Below are 20,013 nucleotides of genomic sequence, written 5' to 3' on the forward strand. Positions count from 1 at the left end.
TACTAAACGGTAAGTAAGGAAAAGGTATGAGTAAAAAAGAAGATATCTTAAAAGTAGCTGCACAGCATTTTTCAAAATTTGGATATAGTGGTGTATCTTTAGACTCTATTGCTAAAGAGGTAGGTATAACAAAAGCAGCAATATATTACCATTTTAAGGATAAAGCAAATCTATATGAAGGAGTTTTGCTTTTTAGACTTGAAAATCTTGTTAAATTTATTGAAAAGAAAATTACATCAAAAGATCCTCAAAATAGATTGAAAGAGTATATTGAAGGTTTTGGCGAATTTTTACAAAACTATCCATGTTTTGCTGCAATCTTGGCTCATGAGTTTGCAGATAATGGAAAAAATATGAGCGATAAGGCAGTAAAAGAGTTATCAAAAACACTAAATTTATTAACTTCCATTTTAAATGATGGAATAAAAAAAGATATTTTTGAGATTAGCAATCCTATGGTTGTTCAAATGATGATAGTTTCAACTCTTATTATGCATCAAACAACAAAAAATTTAAGAAAAAGAGTAACAGATTTTATAGAAGGCTATGAAATATTGCCTGAACCAGATATAAAAGATATCTCAAAAATTGTTGCAAAAAAAATATTAAAGGCTATAGAGCATTTTGAAAAATTATAAGGAAGGATTATGAAAAAATTACTTATTTTTTCACTTGTAGGAGTTTTGTTAAATGCAAGTGAATTAAGTGAGCTTTTTAAAGAGTTAAAGAAAAAACCTGTAACCAAGATAGATGAAGAGTTGGTAAAGATTACAAAATTAAAAAAGCAAAAAGTTATTGATGAGCTATATCCATCAATTAATCTTTTTGCAACATATGAGCACTATACAAAATATACAAATCTTCGTCCTGTCCCACCACCAGAGGCCAACTCTTTAATAGCTCATAAAGAGGCTTTGCCATTTGCAAAGGATATAAGAAGAGTTGGGGCAAGTTTTGATATGCCTCTTTTTGTAAAAGAGCTTTTTACTTTGCAAGATAAATTAAATCATATCATTAAAAGTGCAGAATACAAAAAAAATATAGATATTTATAAAAATGAAGCCATAATTTTAGCAAGCTATGCAAATCTAAACTATCTAAAAGAGCTTGAAAATACACTAATTGCAAGGGAAAAATCATTAAATAAAACATATGAAGATTTAAAGATAAAAGTAGATAGTGGAAGAGCTGCTCCAATTGCTCTTGATAAGATTGAAAGCGCAATTGATTCAATAAAGATTACTTTGCAAAAAATAAAAACAAATGAAACTTTGGCAAAAGAGAAAATTGCATCTTTAGTTGGAAGGGAACCAAAAAATATTACTAAAATTGAGCAGATAAATAGTTTAAATACCAATAGTTTTTATACATTAAAACCATTAAAAGAGCAATTAAATGCTGCAAAATATGATTTAAAAGCAAAAAAGGAAAAATTTTTGCCAAAGCTATTTTTAAGTGGCAAATATACGCAAAATTATGCAGATGAAGATGTTATGTTTGATAAAAGTATAAATACAGGTTATGGAAATATTTTATTAAAACTTGTTATTCCTATCTCTAAAAGCAAATTTACAGATATAGAGATATCAAAAAGAGAGCTTATACAAAAAAATGAAAACTTAATAAAAACGCAGATTGAATTAAAAGCAAAAGCAAAATCTTTAAAAAATCAGTTAAAAATATATAAAAATATGCAAAAGATAGCTCATCAAAAAGTAAAAAGGCAAAAAGAGCTTTTAAGATATGCAAAAACTGCCTTTGATGTTGAAAGGATTACAGAAGAGGAGTATCTAAGATATGAAGATAATCTACTACAAGCTCAAGCAGAGCTATCTCAAATAAAAGCAAAATATTGGCAGACTTTAGCTCAGCTTGCAGTAATTTATGGAAATGATTTAGAAAGGATTGTAAAATGAAAAAATGGCTTAAAATACTGATTTTTTTGGTGATTATTGTGCTTTTAATTGTTGGTGCGGTTAGACTAGTTAAAAAGAAAAAAGCTCAGCTTGCATCTACTCCTATTGCTAAAGAGTATGCTGTAGTTGTAAAAACATTTAAACCTATTAAAAAGAGTCTAACTCTTACAACTTCTTATATATCATTAGTTAAAAATGATATAAACAGTGTAGTTTCTTCAAAATTTCCTGGGAGAGTTTTATATGTAAAAAAAGAAGCAGATTTAGTTAAAAAGGGAGATGTTGTAGCAAAAATAGATGATACAAATCTAAAAACAAAACTAAACTCACTAAATTTACAAATAGAATCAACAAAAAATGAAATCTCTTCAACAAAGACTATCTTAAATAATCTTTATAAAATTCATGAAAGAACGCAAAAACTTTTAAAGGTAAAAGGTGCTTCAATCGAGCAGTATGAAAAAGAGCAAAACCAAATAGAAGCTACAAAAGCAAAATTATCAAACTTACAAGCAAAATTATCAAGCTTAAAAGAAAGCATAAAAGAGATAAAAAATGAGCTAACTTATGCAACTTTAAAAGCAAATATTGATGGAGTTGTAGCAAAGCAGTTTTTACATATTGGCGATTTAGCAATGCCAGGACATCCAATATTGAAGATAAACTCAGATAAAGGAAATTATCTTTTAGTTAGAGTTCCAAAAGATATAGATATTTTTGGAGTAGTTTATAAAAATAAAATATTTCCTGTAAAAAAGCTAAATTCTACATTTAACTCATTAAATGAGTATAGAGTTGATGTTAAAGATAAAGATTTAGTTGAAGGTCAAAGAGTAGATATTGATGTTATTACTTATAAAGGAGAAGCAATTTTACTTCCAAAAGACACTATTTTAAATAGAGATGGAAAAAGCTATGTTTTAGTAGTAAAAGGTGATAAGGCTGAGCCAAAAGAGATAAATATAGTTACAAACTCTCAAGATGGAGTTGTAGTAAAAGAGGATTTAGAGGGTGTTAAATTGGTGGTTGCAAAACCAGATATTTTATTGAAATTATTGAGTGGAATAAAATTGAAAGAGACTAAATAGTAATTAGTAATTGGTGTATTGGTTATTAGTATTTATTAAGATTTTTTGAGATTTTTAAAACCAATATACCAATACACTAATACACTAATAACCAAAAAAGGATATTTAAATGTTTGAATATTTTTATAAAAGACCATATCTACTATTTAGCTTGATTGTTGGCTTTTTTGTGATGGGGATTATTGGTTTAAAATCTCTTCCTAAAAATCTATTTCCTGATGCAAATAGACCGCAAGTTGTGGTAATTACTTCAATTCCAGGAGCTACTGCAGAGGTTGCTGCAAGTACTGTTAGTAAGCCAATAGAAGAGGAGATTAGTAGAATCAGCCTTGTTAGAGATGTATCAAGCATAAATGTTGCAAACTTTTCTATAGTAAAGGCTGAATTTGAATATGAAAAGGGGCTTGAAGCAGCTGCAGTGGATGTAGCAAATGCTTTGTCTATAGCTAAAAGTAAACTACCTAAAAATGCAAATCCATCTATTTATACAGTTGGAGATTTTACGCTTCCTGTTGAAGTTGTAGCACTCTCTCCAAAAAATAAAAATATAAGTTTAGCGGAGATTAGAAAGATTGCAGAATCGCATATAAAACCATATCTCTTAGCAAATCCTCATATAGGAAATGTTGAGGTTTTTGGCGGGTATCAGAGTGCGATAAATATAGAAGTTGATCCATTTAAAGCAAAAAAATATGGTATTAGTTTTGATAATTTAGCAAAAGCTCTTTTTGCAATCAATAAAGATATTCCTATTGGTTTTACTAAAAGTAAAGATAGCTTTTATACTGTTACATTTTATGGTGAAAAAGATAATATTGAAAAATTAAAAAATATTAATATCTTGCCAAATGTAAAACTAAGTGACATTGCAAAAGTTAGCTGGAGTTATAAAAAAAGAACAAGTGGCTATCTTGGAAATGGAAAAAATGCAATTGCCTTGTCTATTCAGAGAGCTCCAGCTGGAAGTGTTTTAGATGTTAGTGATGCTGCAAGAATAGAGATTGAAAAACTAAAAAAGCTATATCCAAATATAGATTTTCAAATAGCTGACACTCAAAGGGATTTAATAGAGACTGCAAATACTAATATGCTTGAAGCTTTAAGAGATGCAATTATCTATACCCTTTTAGTACTACTTTTCTTTCTTGGAAATTTTAGAGCTATAATTGCTGCTGGTATTTCTATACCACTTGTTTTCTTTGGAACTATAGCAATTATTTGGCTAACTGGAGGTGAATTAAATATTGTTATCTATACAGCAATAATTCTTGCTCTTGGAATGCTGGTAGATGATGCAGTTGTTGTTCTTGAAAATATTGAAAGGCATCTTGAGCTTCACGAAGATATGCAAACAGCTATCATTAAAGGGACAAAAGAGGTTTTAGGACCTGTATTTGCAGGAACAGTTGGTACAATTGCTATTATTTTTCCACTGATGTTCGTTGGAGACTTTCCACAGCATATATTTAGACCGCTTATTTCAACACTAATTATTGCTCTGCTTGTGAGCTATTTTTTATCTATTACATTTATTCCAAGATTTTCTGCTGTCCTTTATAAAAATGGAACAGGCAAAACAAAGATAGAAAAATGGTTTGAAAAGGTTTATGAAAATTCATTGGGACTTTTAATTGGTCCATATCTTAGCGTTATAAAATTTTCTAATGGAAAATGGTGGGCGCTAAGAAGAATGCTTTTAACTGCTGCAGTTGTTTTAACTTTTATATTGAGTTTAAAAAATGTAATGCCTCTTATTGGCAAAGATGTAATGCCTCCTATGGATACAGGAATTATTAAAGCGCAAGTTGCTTTTAGTGCAAATGAGACAGTTGATGATGCTGAAAAAAAACTTAAAAAGTTTCTAACTTGGCTTCATAAACAGCCTTGGGTAAAAACAAGCTCTGTTGCTTTTGGTAGTGAATCTGGAGTTTTAAGCCTTGGAAGTGGAAATCTTCCAACTGAAGCAACAATTACAATAAATGCTGTAAATAGATTTGAAAGAGATAAGAGTATTTGGGAGCTTGAAAATATTATTAGAGATGAAATTGCAAAACTTCCTGGAGTTAAGAAAAATGATGTATTTGATTTTGGAGCAACAGCTCTTTCTACTATAAAAGCGCCACTTGATATAAGAATAAAAGCAGCCGATTATGAAAAACTACCAGACATTGCAAAAGAGATAATTGATGAAATTAAAAATATAAAAGGATTAACCTCTATTAGCCAAAGTTGGGATAAAGATTTTAGTGAAGTAGAAATAAAAATAGATACAAACAAAGCTTTAAGCTATGGTATAACACCACTTCAAATTGCTATGCAAATCCCAATTAAAGGTCAAATTGTGTCACTTGCAGCAGATATGGCTACTATGAATACACAATTTGTAAGACTATATCTAAAAGGAAAATTTAATGAAAATATACAAAATATAAAACTTCTTCCAATAAAAACAAAATTTGGTGAAATTCCACTTGCTGAGTTTGCAAAAATCTCTTATAAATTAACTCCAGCTAAAATTGAAAGAGATAAGCTTTTATATAGTGTAGATGTAAATGGATATAGATCAAAAAGAGCTGTTACTCATATTACAGAAGATGCCAATAATGCTTTAAAAAATGTAGATACAACGGGATTTATAGTAACACAAGAAGGAGATATAGCTCAACTAAATGATAGCTTTAAAAGAATGATAAAAGCGATATCAATAGGTGTAATTATTTTAATAATGACATTAACTGCTATATATGAATCTGTTCGTCTTGCAATTATTATGATTTTGGTATTGCCACTTTCTATGATAGGGGCTGCTTGGGGCATGATGCTATTTGACAAACCAAGCTGTATGCCAAGTATGGTGGGACTTTTGCTTCTATTTGGAATAATTATAAAAAATGCAGTTTTATTAATTGACTTTTATAAAGAGTATAAAAAAGAGGGAGAGCCTCCATTTAAAGCTGCTCTAGAGAGTGTTAGAGTCAGATTTAGACCTGTTATGATGACAGCTTTTGGAACAATAGCAGGTATGATTCCAATAGCATTAGAACAAGCAGTTGGGCTTGAGAGACTCTCTCCACTTGCAGATGTGGCAATTGGTGGACTTTTAGTTGGAACACTGCTTACTTTAATCTATGTTCCAATGTATGCATATGCAACAGATCCTGATAACAGAAAAACAAATCCTATAGAAAAAGTTGAAGAGTTTATTGAAGAGTAAAGGAGTGAAAATGCAAACACCTAGACCTGAACAAGTTATGAATATGATGAAAGAGCGCTTTGGAAAGTTGCCAAAGTCGATAGAAGATGCGGCAAAAGTTGATCCATCTTTAATAGTTGAGCAAGCTATTAGCTCAAAGCTTAGTATGCAAAGTGAAAAAAATACTCTCGATCCAAAAACAAGTACATTAATATTTTTAGCGGCTGCTTTGGCTCTTGGAAGCGAAGAGTGTGTAGAACTTAATACAAAAGCTGCTAAAAAAATGGGCGCAACAAATGAAGAGATACTCTCAGTCATCCGCATAGTTCGTCATGCAGCAGCAAGTAGTGTTGTTGGAGTAGCTGATGCTGCACTAAAAAATCTAAAAGAAGAGTGATAACTCTTCTTTTTAAAAAGAGATATAAATGGGATATCACCATCATCACCATGTAGAAGGTAAAAATCTTTTTATCACCATTATCTTAAATATTATCATTACACTCTCCCAAATAGTGGGTGGAATATATGCAAACTCTTTATCACTTCTTAGTGATGCTATGCATAATCTGAGTGATGTTCTTACTTTAGTTATTGCATGGGCCGCAAATAAAATAGCTAAAAAACCATCAACTAAAAGCTATACTTTTGGCCTAAAAAGAGCAGAGATAATTGCAGCTTTGTTTAATGCCTCACTGCTTCTTGGGATTGCTATTTTTTTAATAGTAGAATCATTTCATAAATTTTTTTATCCACAAAGTGTTGATTCATTATGGGTTATTTGGCTTGGAATTTTAAGTATCCTTTTAAATACTCTTAGTGTTTTATTTGTCAAAAAAGATTCAGAAAAAAATATTAATATAAAAGCTGCCTATTTACATCTTTTAACAGATGTTTTTACATCTATTGCTGTTGTAATAGGTGGTTTACTTATGCAGTTTTATAAAATCTACTGGGTCGACCCAGCTATTTCTCTTTTAATAGCTTTTTATCTGATATTTGCTTCAATTGATATTATAAAAGAATCTATCACTATTTTGATGGAGTTTGCTCCAAAATCTATAGATATAGAAAAGATTGCAGATGAAGTAAAAAAGATAAAAGAGGTGGAGAACATTCATCATATCCATATCTGGAGATTGGGAGAGCATGATATTTTTTTAGAAGCACACATCGATTTTAAAAAAAATCTATCTTTAAAAGAGGTAACACAAATAATTATTGATATAGAGAAACTTCTTTTTAAAAAATTTCATATTTCTCATGTCACATTACAGCCAGAGTTTCAAAGAGAAGATAATAAAGCTATAGTGGTTTAAAAGTTATTTTTATGTACTAAAAGAAAAAAAGAATTTTGATGTATGTTTGAGAAGTTTTGATAATGATAAATGAAAGGGCATAAAAATAGGGTTTTAATAGATATTCAAGCTTATGCAAAAAATAAATTAAAAGTTATGAATATCAAATTCAAAAACAGATAGCATAAATAAGACTAGAGTATGGCTTACAAAATAAGAATTTGAAGCTAAATATATTTAGGGAGGCCTGTTAAATCTCATGTATTATTTCAAAGGTGTAAAAATTAAGGAGATAAAATTATAAAATGGGTAACGAGATTATTTATTATGCAATATACTTTTTTTTAACATTGGTTCTTTCTACTCTTTTTGCAATGGGTGGAGTTGGAAGTGCTATAGCATTGGTGCCAGTGCTTCACTTTTTTGGATTGGAATTTAATCTATCTAAAGCAATTGGACTTTTTGTAAATACCTCAACAACTGTTACTGCAACTATTATGAATTTAAAAAGAAAAGTTTTAGATATTAAATTTGCTTTTCCACTTGCTATATCTTTAGCATTTGCTGCTCCAATTGGAGCATACTTTTCGAAAATTGTGCCAGAAAGCTTTGTAAAGATTATATTTATTGCTTTTTTGTTTTTTGCAGGTAGTATGTTACTTTTTGGAAGAAAGGAGCAAAAATTTCATTATGTCAAAATATGGGTATTGATAGTTTTAGGATCTATTGTAGGAGTTATAAGTGGGCTTTTAGGTGTTGGTGGTGGAAGTTTGCTTATGCCAATACTGATACTTCTTGGATTTGATGCTAAAAAAGTAGCTATTGCTATGAGCTTTGTGATTCCTTTTTCAACTTTTAGTGCATTTTTAACATATCTTAGTTTTGTAGAAATTGATTGGCTACTTTTGTTTATTGTAACAATTGCAGCAATTTTAGGTGGATATATAGGCAATTATATAATGCATTTTCACTTAAATCAAAAACATATAAAAAAGATTATAGGATTCTTGTTATACTTAATAGGAATAAAAATGATTTTTAGACTGGTTTAAAGGTAAAAAGTGAGATTTTTAAATAAACTTATAGACTCTTTTAAAAATTTTTTCAAAATATCTCCAATGATTTTAGCTGTTATAGGGCTTATAGGAATTTTTAAAGTTTTTATAACACCTGATATACTTTCATCACTTTTTACTAAAAATCCTATACTTGATACATTTATAGGACTATTTACTGGGGCTATTGCTGTTGGGCAGGCTCTTATTAGCTATATTTTAGGGGGAGAGTTATTAAATAGTGGTATATCTTTATATGGAGTAACTGCATTTATTTTAGCCTGGGTTACTCTTGGAATTGTGCAGCTTCCTCTTGAAGCAAGTGTCCTTGGTGCTAAATTTACAGTTTTTAGAAATATATTAGCACTTATTTTTACATTTTTAATAACTTTAGCAACAGTTTGGACATTAAAGTTTTTACAATGAGAGGGATTAGATTTCTGTTTTTAGTAGTTTTAGTTTATATTTTACTATTTTATTTTTTTCCACAAAAGAGTTTATTGGCTTTAAAAGAGTCATTTTCTGTTTTAATAAAAATTTTGCCTATTTTATTGGTAGTTATATTTTTTAATGCACTAATAAATTATTTTTTTAAACCTAAAAAACTCTCTTATCATCTATCAAAAGATAGGGGAATAAAAGCTTGGATTATAGCTTTAATTGCAGGTATTTTAAGTCATGGCCCTATGTATGCGTGGTATCCATTGATAGAGGATTTGAAAAAAAAGGGGCTTAGAGACTCCCTTATTGCAATGTTTTTTTATGCAAGGGCAGTAAAACTTCCTATTTTGCCTTTAATGATTCATTATTTTGGGCTAAAGTTTGCTATAGTATTAAACATATATATTATCATTGGAGCAGTTTTACAAGGTATGATCGTTGAAAAAATAGAGAAAGGAAAAGAGTGGGTTTAGAATATTGCTATCCTTTAAAAGAGGGTGAAATATTAAATGAAGATAAAGATTATCCACTTTTTGAAGTGACTATTCATGGAAGTGATGTTGAGAGAGTGAAATTATCAAAAAGATTGGTTTGTGCTGTGAAACATCTGCCTTTGAGGTTGAAAATTCATTATGAAAAAGATCCTTTAAAATCTATTGAGATAGGCGTAGCAAAAGATCCAACACTTACACTTAATGATAAGATTTTGTTAGAAGGACTTGTAAGTTCAGAAGAGATAACAAAAACTTTTGAAAATCTCCTTGAAGAGAAAAAATGAGCCAAAAAAAACTTTCCCAAATGAAACCAAAAGAAAAAGGCATAATTAAAAAAATAGGTAATATTGGAGAGCTTAAAGATAGATTATTGGAGCTTGGAGCATTAACAAAAACACCAATAGAAGTAGTTCGTATAGCTCCATTTGGTGATCCAATTGAGCTTAAAATTGGAAATACCCATATAGCTATTAGAAAAAGTGAAGCAAAAAAAATAGAAGTAGAGACCTTTAAGGAAAGATATTGATAACAATAGCTTTTGTTGGAAATCCAAATACTGGAAAAACTGCACTAATCAATGCGATAGCTGGTAGCGATTTACAAGTTGGAAATTGGCCTGGAGTAACAGTTGAAAAGAAAGAGGTAACTTTTATATATGAAAACGAAACAATTCATCTTATTGACTTACCTGGAGCCTATACATTAACACCCTACTCTCTTGAAGAAAAAATCACAAGAGATGTTATCTGCTCACAAAAAATTGATGGAATAATTGATGTTATAGATACAACCGATATTAGAAGAAATCTCTATCTTACATTAGAACTTATAGATATGCAAAAACCTCTTGTATTAGCACTTAATATGTTTGATGAATTCACAAAAAGAGGATATGAGCTTGATATAGAAAAACTGCAAAATATTCTTGGAATTCCTTGTGTACCTACAATTGGCTCAAAGGGCATTGGAACAAAAAAACTTATAAAGAAAAGTTTTGAAGCTATTAAAAATAAAACTTTACCAAAAATAGTTCCTTATCAAGAGCATATTGAAAAAGAGATAGATTTTTTAATAAAAAGAATGGAAAATGAAGATTGCAAACTTAAAAGATTTTTTGCCATCAAACTCTTAGAAAATGATGAGTTTGCAATTAAAAGAGTAAAAAGGATGGATCCAAGCGTAATAGAGGCTGCAATAGAAGCAAGAAAAAGATTAGAAAAACATTTCAAAATGAGCGTAAAAGAGTTTATTGTTCAAGATAGATATCAAAAAATAGACAAGATTTTAGATAAGATATTAAAAAAGCCATTGATTGATAGAGTTCTTTTAAGTGATAAGATAGATAATTTAGTTTTAAATAGATGGTTTGGTCTTCCTATATTTTTTATTATGATGTTTTTAATGTTTAAAATAACATTTGATGGAAGCTCTCCATTTGTAGATTGGATGGGGGGATTTTTTGAAAATTTTATATCTCCGCATCTAAGAGCAGTTATGATAAATTTTCCTCCTTGGTTTAGCTCTTTGATAGTTGATGGGCTTGTTAGTGGTGTAGGACTTGTTCTATCTTTTTTGCCTCTTTTAACATTTTTATACTTTTTTATGGCTGTTTTGGAAGAGAGCGGTTATATGGCAAGGGTTAGCTTTTTATTGGATAGATTGGCTGCAGGTCTTGGAATAAAAGGAAATGCTTTTATATCTTTGATTGTTGGTTTTGGATGTAATGTTCCAGCTGTATATTCAACAAGAACAATGAGCACTTTAAGAGAAAGAGTTATAGCTACTTTAATGATTCCATTTATGAGTTGCAGCGCAAGACTTCCTGTATATGCACTTTTTACTTCTTTATTTTTTACTTCACATCAAGCAATTATTATTTTTTCATTATATTTTCTTGGAATTATAGTAGCTTTTATAACAGCTTTTTTAGCGAACAAACTTCTTCCAAAAACTCAAGCTAAGCCTTTTTTTATAGAGCTTCCAACATATCACATGCCAACATGGAGCGCTATTTGGGTTTTGATGTGGCCAAGACTTAAAGACTTTATAGTTAGAGCTGGAACTGTGATAGTAGCAGCTTCTATGATTCTTTGGGCTATTATAAATCTTCCACCATCTTCTACTCCTCAAACATCCTATTTAGCTCAGATTTCAAAAAAGATTACACCAATATTTAAGCCTGTAGGATTTGGTGAGCATTGGGAGCCAGTGGCTGCTTTGATTCCTGGAACTTTGGCAAAAGAGGTAGTAATTGGTTCACTTGGTACAATTTATGGAGTTGAATCTACTCAAAAACCTATAGCAAAAGGAGAAGTTTTAAACGATTTAATTGATCAGATTAAAAGTTTATATAACGCTTTTTTAGAATCTATAAAAAATCTTTTTTCTATAGAAGTAACTACATTAAAAACAGAAAAACAGCCATCAAATCTGCAACAAAAAATAAAAAATCAGTTTACTCCATTAGGAGCATATAGCTATCTTGTTTTTGTTCTTTTATATATTCCTTGTGTTTCAACTATGGCTGCTATTAAAAATGAGTTTGGATGGGGCTTAATGATATTTGAAATACTCTTTTTGCCAATAATTGCATATATTGTATCATTTATGATTTATAATTTTGCAATTATATTTTTATAGATTTTTGCTTTTAAACTTTCTCTTTTTTTAACTCTTTAAAAACATATATAGTTGCTGTAACTATTACAAATCCAAGCAGTAAGAGGCTAAACCATATCTCGGCACTATGTGCCTCTTTTCCTTTACCAAAAATATAACCAATTAAAAGCATAAATCCAACCCAGATTATATTTGCCAAAAATGTTAAAGGAATAAATCTATAAAGTGGCATATGGGATATTCCTGCAGGTATTGATATATATTGTCCAAGTCCAGGTGTTAAAGGGGCTAAAAAAACAGAGATATTTCCATGATGTTTGAAAAATAGAATCGTTTTTTGGATAATTTTTTTATCTTTATATCTACGAATAATCCATTTAGCAAGATAGTAGTTTATAAGTGCTCCGCTAAGACTTCCAAAAGCTCCACTTATCAATAATAAAAAAAAGTTTTTTTGGCCAATGCTTGCTAAATAGCCAGAAGGAATCAGAATTATCTCACTTGGAACGGGGATAAATGTTCCTACAAGAAGCATATATAAATAAATTCCAAAATATCCAAGTGAATCTGCTAAATGAATTAGAAATTGAATAATTTGCTCTATCAAATCTCTATTCCTAAATATTTATTTACAAAATATCCTATAATAAAAGATATTAAAGCAACACCAAATGTGATTAAAAACATCTCCCCTACTCTTTTTTTGAAATTCTCATCTTTTGCAACAGATATATAAAAATTATAAAAAAGAATAGAGACAACTGCTCCAATAAACATAAAAACAAGAGCAACTTTAGCACTTTTTATTAAGAAAAAAGGTGAAACTAAAATAGCTGTAGTTAATATATATGCAAATCCTGTGTATATTGCATATTTTTTTGGCTCAATTGTGCTGTCTGCATTTTCTCTAGCTTCCAAATAGGCACTTCCAGCCATTGAAAGTGATGCTGCTATACCCATTATCATTCCAGTTATTCCTACATATTTTGCGTTATCAAATGCTAAAGCAATACCTGTTAATGTTCCAGTAAGCTCAACTAATGCATCATTCATTCCAAGAACAACTGCTCCAGCATATAAAAGTTTTTGGTCATTTAACATATTTAAAAGTTTTATTTCATGTGTTTTTTCATCTTCATATATTTTTTTTGCCTGTGGATATTTTAATATCAACTTTTTGTAAAAATCTTCAGCTTTTTCCTCATTTTTTTCAAGAAGTTTCAAAGTAAAAGAGATACCAAAAAGTTTTGCTAAAAAAATATACATTAAAATTAGCCATTTTTGAGGTTTTAAATCTTTTTTTGTTATTTTTTTCCAAAATTCATAATGAGACTTTTCTTGCAAGGCAATCTCTTGTAAAATCTTTTTATTATTTTTATTCTTTTGAAGTTTTGAAAGCTCCATATATAAAAAGAAGTCATTTATCTCATTTTGTTGCTGTTTTAAAGCTTCCATCATAATTTCCTAATAATTTTTCCAAATCTTTTAGAGAATCAACTGCTCTTTTTTGTATAAAAATATCAAAAAACTCATCAATATACTTTTCATGCTCGCCAAAAATTGTAACATACTTTTCTCTATTTGGATTTATTAAAATAGTAGTTTTAAATTCATTAGATAAATCTACTATATCAATAACCCTTCCACTTGTGCCAATAGCTATAAAAATATCTGCCTCTTTTGCAAGAGTATATAGATATCTATAATTTAAAACAACCTCTCCAAACATAACAACATTATGTCTTATATTTTTTGATTTGCATTTTGGACAGATTTCATTTTCTTTTTGAGCTCTATATCCTATATAAAAGATATTTTTACAATCTTCACATCTTAAATCGGTTAAAGTTCCATGAAGATGAATAACATTTTTGCAACCAGCTCGCTCAAGGAGATCATCAACATTTTGAGTTAGATGAAATAGATGATCTTTATATCTTTTTTCCAGTTTAGCAAAAAAGTAGTGAGCAGGATTTGGCTTAAAATTTTTAAGCTCTATTCTTCTGTTATCATAAAATTTTGTAACAAAATCTCTATCTTTTTGCCAACCTTCAAGTGAGCAAACCTTTGAAATATCATATTTATTCCAAAGTCCACCACTCTCTCTAAATGTAGAGATTCCACTATCCTTACTAAGCCCTGCTCCACTTAATATATAAATTTTCATATATTACATAAAGCCAAGCTCATCTAAGATTGGTCCGAGTTTCTCGCTTATCTCTAAAAGTTTGTTTTTAATTTCATCCCATAAAATTCCTTGAGCCTTATCCTCTTCATACCACTCTTCTATGTGGGCTATTGCATTTGATTTTTCTTCTTGGCTCAATTTTGGATTAGCCTCTATTGCTTCTTTAAGGGCTTGAAGTTTTTCATGATGTTTATGATGTGGCATATCTACTCCTAATGTTGATTTTAAAAATTATCAATTTTTTTGAATAATTCCAAAGAAGATAGAGTTTTTATATCACTATTTTTAAAATCTTTTTTGTTATTTGTGATTATAAATTTACAATCTTCTTTTTTTGCACAAACATATTGTAAAGCATCTTCAAAATCTAAAAATTTCTTATTTTTACAGAGAATTATTACTATATCTAAATCTGCTTTATCAATATATACAATTTTATAAATTTTTAAAAGATTTTCTATGATATTTAAAACATTTTCAAACTCTAATTTATATCTATTTTTTAGGATATAAAAAATATTGGTTATCATATCTGAACTGATATAAAGTTCATACTCTTTTTCTAATAAATATTTTATTATCTCTTTAGAATATATATGATTTTTTCTATCTTTAGAAAAGATATCTAAAATAATATTTGCATCAATAAAAATTCTCATATTAATTCTTGGATTTTTTTATCTTTAAAAATATCTTTTTCAATTATATCTGAAATATCTTCTAATGCTTTTAATTTTTCATTTTTTGAAATAGCCTCTTTTTTTAGAAAACTCTCTACTGCATTATATACAATTTGACTCTTTTTTTGATTAGTTTTTTTAGAAAAATCCTCTATCATATCTACAATATATTTTGGCAATGTAAAAGTTACTCTAACCCTTTTTGTTTTATCAACTAAAGTTGCCATGAATTCTCCTAAAGTGAATATAAAAAATTATAACTTTTAATATGAATTATGTCAATTAGTGCTTTAAAAGCTATATTTCTTTCATATAAAATCTTGGCGATAAAACTATTAAAATTTTAATTAAGATAAATTTTATCCTATTTGAGATATATTAAAACAAAATTTATTTGTAACTAACTTCGAAATCATATTTCGAGGTTTAAGGAGATATTGTGAGTAGTGAAGAGAAAAAGATACAAGAGGTTGTTTCTAAAGAGTATGATATAGGATTTACCGTAGATATCGAAGAAGAAACTGCGCCTCCAGGATTGAATGAGGATATTATTGTTTTTTTATCAAAGAAAAAGGGTGAGCCAGATTGGATGACCAATATGAGGCTTCAAGCTTATCATATATGGCAAAAGATGGAAGAGCCTCACTGGGCACATTTAAAATATGAGCCAATCGATTATCAATCGATTAGCTATTATGCAGCTCCAAAGAAAAAGCCAAAAAGTTTAGATGAGGTAGACCCTGAAATTTTAAGAGCTTATGAAAAACTTGGAATACCTTTAGAAGAGCAAAAAGCTTTAGCTGGGGTTGCAGTTGATGCAGTTTTTGATAGTGTAAGTGTTGCTACAACTTTTAAAGAAAAACTTCATGAAATGGGAATAATCTTTTGCTCAATAAGTGAGGCTATAAGAGATTATCCAGAACTTGTACAAAAATATATGTTTAGTGTTGTTCCAATGAGTGATAACTTTTTTGCTGCGCTAAATTCTGCTGTTTTTACAGATGGGACTTTCGTATATATTCCAAAGGGAGTTAGATGTCCATTGGAGCTTTCTACATATTTTAGGATAAATGCGCAAAATACAGGTCAGTTTGAAAGAACATTAATCATTGCAGATGAGGGAAGTTATGTAAGCTATAATGAAGGATGTTCAGCTCCAATGAGAGATGAAAATCAGCTTCATGCAGCTGTTGTTGAATTAATCGCTTTAGATAATGCTGAGATTAAATATTCAACTATTCAAAACTGGTATCCAGGAGATGAAGAGGGTCGTGGAGGAATATATAACTTTGTTACAAAAAGAGGCTTGTGTGCTGGTAAAAACTCTAAAATCTCTTGGACTCAAGTAGAGACTGGCTCAGCTATTACATGGAAATATCCAAGCTGTGTTTTAAAAGGAGATAACTCTGTTGGAGAGTTTTATTCAGTAGCAATTACAACTAAAGCTCAACAAGCAGATACTGGAACAAAGATGATACATATTGGAAAAAATACCTCTTCAACAATTATCTCTAAAGGTATTTCAGCAATGAAGGGGCAAAATAGCTATAGAGGTCTTGTAAAGATTCAATCAAGTGCTCAAAATGCAAGAAATTATAGTGAGTGTGATTCTTTATTGATAGGAGATAGATGTGGTGCTCATACTTTTCCATATCTTGAGTCAAAAAATGCATCTGCTACTATAGAGCATGAGGCAACAACATCAAAAATAAGTGATGAACAACTGTTCTATTTAAGACAAAGAGGTATCAGTGAAGAGGATGCTGTAAGTATGATAGTTCATGGATTTTGTAAAGAGGTTTTGGCAAATCTTCCTATGGAGTTTGCAGCTGAAGCAAAAGATCTATTAAATTTAACTTTAGAAGGAAGTGTAGGATGATAATGATGGAGATAAAAAATTTACATGCAAAAATAGGTGAAAAAGAGATTTTAAAAGGGGTAAACTTAGAGCTTCAAAAAGGAAAAGTTCATACCATTATGGGGCCAAACGGGGCCGGTAAATCAACTCTTTCAAAAACGATAGTAGGCCATTATGATGTTGAGGTAACTAATGGAGATATTATTTATAAAGGTGAGAGTATATTGGATTTAACACCAGAAGAGAGAGCTCTAAGAGGGATATTTATGAGCTTTCAAAACCCTGTTGAGGTTCCAGGTGTAACAAATGCATACTTTTTAAGAACAGCTGTTAATGCAAAAAGAGAATATGAAGGAAAAGAGCCTTTAAATCCAGCTGAGTTTTTAAAGATGGCAAGAGAGTATGCAAAACTTCTTGGAATGAAACCAGAGATGTTAAATAGAAGTTTAAATGAGGGATTTAGTGGTGGCGAGAAAAAAAGAAATGAAATTTTACAGATGCTAATGCTTGATCCTGATTTAATAATTTTGGATGAGATCGATTCTGGACTTGATATAGATGCGCTTAAAGCTGTTAGTGAAGGGATAAATAAAATAAAAGGGCCAGATAAGACATTTTTAATTATTACTCACTATTCAAGAATCCTTGATTATGTTGAGCCAGATTTTGTTCATGTAATGATGGATGGAAAAGTTGTAAAAACTGGAGACTTCTCACTTGTAAAAGAGCTTGAAAAAGAGGGATATAAGATTATAGAGGAAGCAAAATGAAAGTAGCTCTATCAAAAATGGATATAGGCTCTATTTTAGATTTATCAAATAAAGAAAAAACAAAAACCACATCAGCTGTTGCTCTTAGCTCTTTAGGAGTCAATTTTAAAAAGAGTGAACATTATAGATATTTTAATCTTTTTTATCTATTATCAAATGAATTTGAGATTTATTCTCCTATAACATCTACAATAAAAGAGGGAGATTTAATTATAGAAGATGGAGCTATAGTTAGTGCTCCAAAAGATTTAAAAGTTAATATTGTAGATGAGATTGATATATGCAAAAACCATTTTGATCAGATTTATTATATAAATCATCTATTAAGTCAAAAAATTATAAAGATTGATGTTGATAAAGATATGGTTTTAAATCTAAAACATATATTTTTACAAAATGAAAAACTTTTGCCATATAGAATAAATTTAAATATAAAAAATGGTGCAAAAGTTACACTTTATGAAGATTTTGAAGACAGACTAAACAGTGGTCTTATATTTTATGGATGGGATATAAATATAGAAGATAAAAGTTATTTAGAATTTATCAGAGTTCAAGATGAGTTTGAAAAAAGTTATAATATGGTTGCTTCACATTTTATCAACGTAGAAGATGAGGCAAAATTTGATATAAAAAGTTTTGATATAGGCGAAGGTAAAATCTGTCACAATTTAAAAATTGATATCCATAAAGACTCAATCTGTGATGCAAAACATCTTGTCTATACAGATAATAATGCAATTAGAGCAAACAATATAAAAATTTCTCATATAAAAGAAAATGCAAAAACTAACCAAGAGGCAAGACATGTATTAAAAGATAGATCTACTGCTATTTTTGATGCTTTGATTAAAGTAGAAACAAAAGCAAAAGGTGCAATTGCACATCAAAACAATAAATCGATTTTATTAAACGATAAAGCATATATGGTATCAAAGCCTCAGCTTGAAATTTATATAGATGAACTTGAAGCAAGCCATGGTTCAACTACGGGCCAAATAGATCCTGAAGAGCTTTTTTATATTAGAGCAAGAGGGATAAGAGAAAATGAGGCAAGAAAAATGATAGTTCTTGGATTTATGAAAGAGGTTATTAATAGTATTAAAGATGAAAAAAAACAGAATGAAATTTATAAAAGATTTGAAGAGATTTATAATAGAGACACAAAATAGTGCTAAGTATTAAGAATTAAGATTTAAGAATTTTTCTTTATTACTTAATGCTTAGCACTTAACTCTTAATATTGATTATTAAAGGATAAATAATGCAAAAGAGTATGGATGAAGTATTAAATGAGATAAAAGAGGATTTTGAGCTGCTTGGTGATCCTGATGCAATAGTTGAGTATATTTTAGAGCTTGGTAAACAAAATGAAATGACTTTAAAACCAGAAGAGAAAAATGAACAAACGTTAATAAAAGGATGCTCTTCTCCTGCTTGGATGATTGAAGAGTGCAAAGATGGAAAAGTGCATTTTAGAGTTGAAGGAAGTTCATCATTAGCAAAAGGGATGATCCCGCTTTTATTAAAGATTTTTAATGATAGAACACCTGATGAGATATTAAATTTTGATCCAAAAAAGCTATTTGAGCTTGGATTTGATAAAATTTTAAGTCCAACGAGACTTCAGAGTATGGAAGCTTTTTTAAATAGAATATATGCTTTTGCTAAAAAGTGTAAAGAGAAAAGTCATTAGTCATTGGACATTAGTCATTAGTAAAAATTGGTAATAGTAGGTAGATTAAGGTTGAAGGTTGAAGTGTGTGAAGCAAGCGAAGATTTTCGGTTAGTTTTGAGGAAAAAGGATGAAGGGAGAAGGTAGAAGGAAAAGTAAATTCCAAATTCCAGTCACAATTTACTGATTACTCATCACTCATTACTAATCACTATATTATAAGGAGTAGCATTGGATTTAAAAAAGATTAAAGAGCAGATTATTGAAGAGTTAAAAAAGATATATGACCCTGAAATACCAGTTAATATATATGATTTAGGTCTTATATATGATATTGATTGCAAAGAGGGTGATCATGGAGCAAAATGTAAAATAGATATGACTCTAACAAGTGCTTTTTGTCCTGCTGCAGAATCAATTGTAGAGCTTGTAAAAAATATTAAAAACAAAGTTGAAGGTATTGAAGATTTAGAAGTAAATTTGGTATTTAATCCACCTTGGGATAAATCAAAAATGAGTGATGAAGCTAAACTTCAACTTGGAATGCTTTAACCCAAATTTTGCAATATAATTCATTATATTAACACTTATCATTGAGTTTATAAACTTTAAAAAATTTTTTGACTTATCACATTGTAGATAGGCCTTCAAAATTTTTAAAAGTTTCTAATTCTCAAGCATAAGTATTACTGCAACAAATTTTATTGCAAAATTTGGGTTTAATCTCGGCCAAAAGGCCGA

Annotated in this window: 23 protein-coding genes; 17 read left to right on the forward strand and 6 right to left on the reverse strand. The window is 29.5% G+C overall.

The window, feature by feature from the left end:
* Positions 1-26 precede the first annotated feature (26 nt).
* From QML81_RS03285 to feoB, 12 genes are all read left to right on the forward strand, one after another.
* Positions 27-638: a TetR/AcrR family transcriptional regulator gene (locus tag QML81_RS03285; RefSeq protein ID WP_281951760.1), complete on the forward strand. Its 612-nt coding sequence runs from the start codon at positions 27-29 to the stop codon at positions 636-638.
* Between the two features lie 9 nt (positions 639-647).
* Complete coding sequence (locus QML81_RS03290) at positions 648-1,916, forward strand: TolC family protein (protein WP_281951761.1); 1,269 nt, start codon at positions 648-650, stop codon at positions 1,914-1,916.
* Positions 1,913-3,004: an efflux RND transporter periplasmic adaptor subunit gene (locus tag QML81_RS03295; RefSeq protein ID WP_281951762.1), complete on the forward strand. Its 1,092-nt coding sequence runs from the start codon at positions 1,913-1,915 to the stop codon at positions 3,002-3,004. Before QML81_RS03290 ends, QML81_RS03295 begins: the two co-directional genes overlap by 4 nt.
* A 109-nt stretch (positions 3,005-3,113) precedes the next feature.
* Positions 3,114-6,218, forward strand: a complete 3,105-nt coding sequence (locus tag QML81_RS03300) for an efflux RND transporter permease subunit (protein WP_281951763.1) — start codon at positions 3,114-3,116, stop codon at positions 6,216-6,218.
* Between the two features lie 10 nt (positions 6,219-6,228).
* Positions 6,229-6,594: a carboxymuconolactone decarboxylase family protein gene (locus QML81_RS03305; protein WP_281951764.1), complete on the forward strand. Its 366-nt coding sequence runs from the start codon at positions 6,229-6,231 to the stop codon at positions 6,592-6,594.
* A 28-nt stretch (positions 6,595-6,622) separates the two neighbouring features.
* The gene (locus tag QML81_RS03310) at positions 6,623-7,513 is read left to right on the forward strand and encodes a cation diffusion facilitator family transporter (RefSeq protein ID WP_281951765.1); all 891 of its coding nucleotides are present in this window, start codon (positions 6,623-6,625) and stop codon (positions 7,511-7,513) included.
* A gap of 284 nt (positions 7,514-7,797) precedes the next feature.
* Positions 7,798-8,544 carry a sulfite exporter TauE/SafE family protein gene (locus QML81_RS03315; RefSeq protein ID WP_281951766.1) on the forward strand — a complete coding sequence of 249 codons (747 nt, stop codon included), beginning with the start codon at positions 7,798-7,800 and terminating at the stop codon, positions 8,542-8,544.
* Positions 8,545-8,553: 9 nt separating this feature from the next.
* Positions 8,554-8,973, forward strand: a complete 420-nt coding sequence (locus tag QML81_RS03320) for a permease (protein ID WP_281951767.1) — start codon at positions 8,554-8,556, stop codon at positions 8,971-8,973.
* On the forward strand, positions 8,970-9,461 hold the full coding sequence (locus QML81_RS03325; RefSeq protein WP_281951768.1) for a permease: 492 nt from the start codon (positions 8,970-8,972) through the stop codon (positions 9,459-9,461). The genes QML81_RS03320 and QML81_RS03325 overlap by 4 nt, the downstream gene beginning before the upstream one ends.
* Positions 9,452-9,766 (forward strand): hypothetical protein, encoded by a 315-nt coding sequence (locus QML81_RS03330; RefSeq protein ID WP_281951769.1) that lies wholly within the window; start codon positions 9,452-9,454, stop codon positions 9,764-9,766. Before QML81_RS03325 ends, QML81_RS03330 begins: the two co-directional genes overlap by 10 nt.
* Positions 9,763-10,008, forward strand: a complete 246-nt coding sequence (locus tag QML81_RS03335; RefSeq protein ID WP_281951770.1) for a FeoA family protein — start codon at positions 9,763-9,765, stop codon at positions 10,006-10,008. Before QML81_RS03330 ends, QML81_RS03335 begins: the two co-directional genes overlap by 4 nt.
* Positions 10,005-12,122 (forward strand): ferrous iron transport protein B, encoded by a 2,118-nt coding sequence (gene feoB, locus QML81_RS03340; RefSeq protein ID WP_281951771.1) that lies wholly within the window; start codon positions 10,005-10,007, stop codon positions 12,120-12,122. Before QML81_RS03335 ends, feoB begins: the two co-directional genes overlap by 4 nt.
* A 10-nt stretch (positions 12,123-12,132) precedes the next feature.
* On the opposite strand, the gene QML81_RS03345 is transcribed toward feoB, so the two are convergent.
* Genes QML81_RS03345 through QML81_RS03370 form a run of 6 tightly spaced genes read right to left on the reverse strand, consistent with a single transcriptional unit; the run spans position 12,133 to position 15,196 of the window.
* On the reverse strand, positions 12,133-12,708 hold the full coding sequence (locus QML81_RS03345) for a DedA family protein (protein ID WP_281951772.1): 576 nt from the start codon (positions 12,706-12,708) through the stop codon (positions 12,133-12,135).
* Positions 12,705-13,556 (reverse strand): VIT1/CCC1 transporter family protein, encoded by an 852-nt coding sequence (locus QML81_RS03350; protein ID WP_281951773.1) that lies wholly within the window; start codon positions 13,554-13,556, stop codon positions 12,705-12,707. Before QML81_RS03350 ends, QML81_RS03345 begins: the two co-directional genes overlap by 4 nt.
* Entirely contained in the window at positions 13,528-14,268 is a 741-nt protein-coding gene (locus tag QML81_RS03355) for an SIR2 family NAD-dependent protein deacylase (RefSeq protein WP_281951774.1), read from the reverse strand. The genes QML81_RS03350 and QML81_RS03355 overlap by 29 nt, the downstream gene beginning before the upstream one ends.
* Positions 14,269-14,271: 3 nt before the next feature.
* Complete coding sequence (locus QML81_RS03360; protein WP_281951775.1) at positions 14,272-14,493, reverse strand: hypothetical protein; 222 nt, start codon at positions 14,491-14,493, stop codon at positions 14,272-14,274.
* A gap of 20 nt (positions 14,494-14,513) precedes the next feature.
* A complete protein-coding gene (locus QML81_RS03365; protein ID WP_281951776.1) occupies positions 14,514-14,948 on the reverse strand; it encodes a type II toxin-antitoxin system VapC family toxin in 435 nt (144 codons plus the stop codon).
* On the reverse strand, positions 14,945-15,196 hold the full coding sequence (locus QML81_RS03370; RefSeq protein ID WP_281951777.1) for a ribbon-helix-helix domain-containing protein: 252 nt from the start codon (positions 15,194-15,196) through the stop codon (positions 14,945-14,947). Before QML81_RS03370 ends, QML81_RS03365 begins: the two co-directional genes overlap by 4 nt.
* Positions 15,197-15,408: 212 nt before the next feature.
* Between QML81_RS03370 and sufB the strand changes: the two genes are divergently transcribed.
* From sufB to QML81_RS03395, 5 genes are all read left to right on the forward strand, one after another.
* Positions 15,409-16,848, forward strand: a complete 1,440-nt coding sequence (gene sufB / locus QML81_RS03375; protein ID WP_281951778.1) for a Fe-S cluster assembly protein SufB — start codon at positions 15,409-15,411, stop codon at positions 16,846-16,848.
* Positions 16,845-17,597, forward strand: coding sequence for a Fe-S cluster assembly ATPase SufC (gene sufC / locus QML81_RS03380; protein WP_345741146.1), 753 nt, complete (start codon positions 16,845-16,847; stop codon positions 17,595-17,597). The genes sufB and sufC overlap by 4 nt, the downstream gene beginning before the upstream one ends.
* A complete protein-coding gene (locus QML81_RS03385) occupies positions 17,594-18,769 on the forward strand; it encodes a SufD family Fe-S cluster assembly protein (RefSeq protein WP_281951780.1) in 1,176 nt (391 codons plus the stop codon). Before sufC ends, QML81_RS03385 begins: the two co-directional genes overlap by 4 nt.
* Before the next feature lie 92 nt (positions 18,770-18,861).
* Positions 18,862-19,293 (forward strand): SufE family protein, encoded by a 432-nt coding sequence (locus QML81_RS03390; protein ID WP_281951781.1) that lies wholly within the window; start codon positions 18,862-18,864, stop codon positions 19,291-19,293.
* A gap of 210 nt (positions 19,294-19,503) precedes the next feature.
* On the forward strand, positions 19,504-19,824 hold the full coding sequence (locus QML81_RS03395; RefSeq protein ID WP_281951782.1) for an iron-sulfur cluster assembly protein: 321 nt from the start codon (positions 19,504-19,506) through the stop codon (positions 19,822-19,824).
* Positions 19,825-20,013: the final 189 nt, after the last annotated feature.

The organism is Nitrosophilus kaiyonis (genome assembly GCF_027943725.1).
Lineage (GTDB): Bacteria > Campylobacterota > Campylobacteria > Campylobacterales > Nitratiruptoraceae > Nitrosophilus_A > Nitrosophilus_A kaiyonis.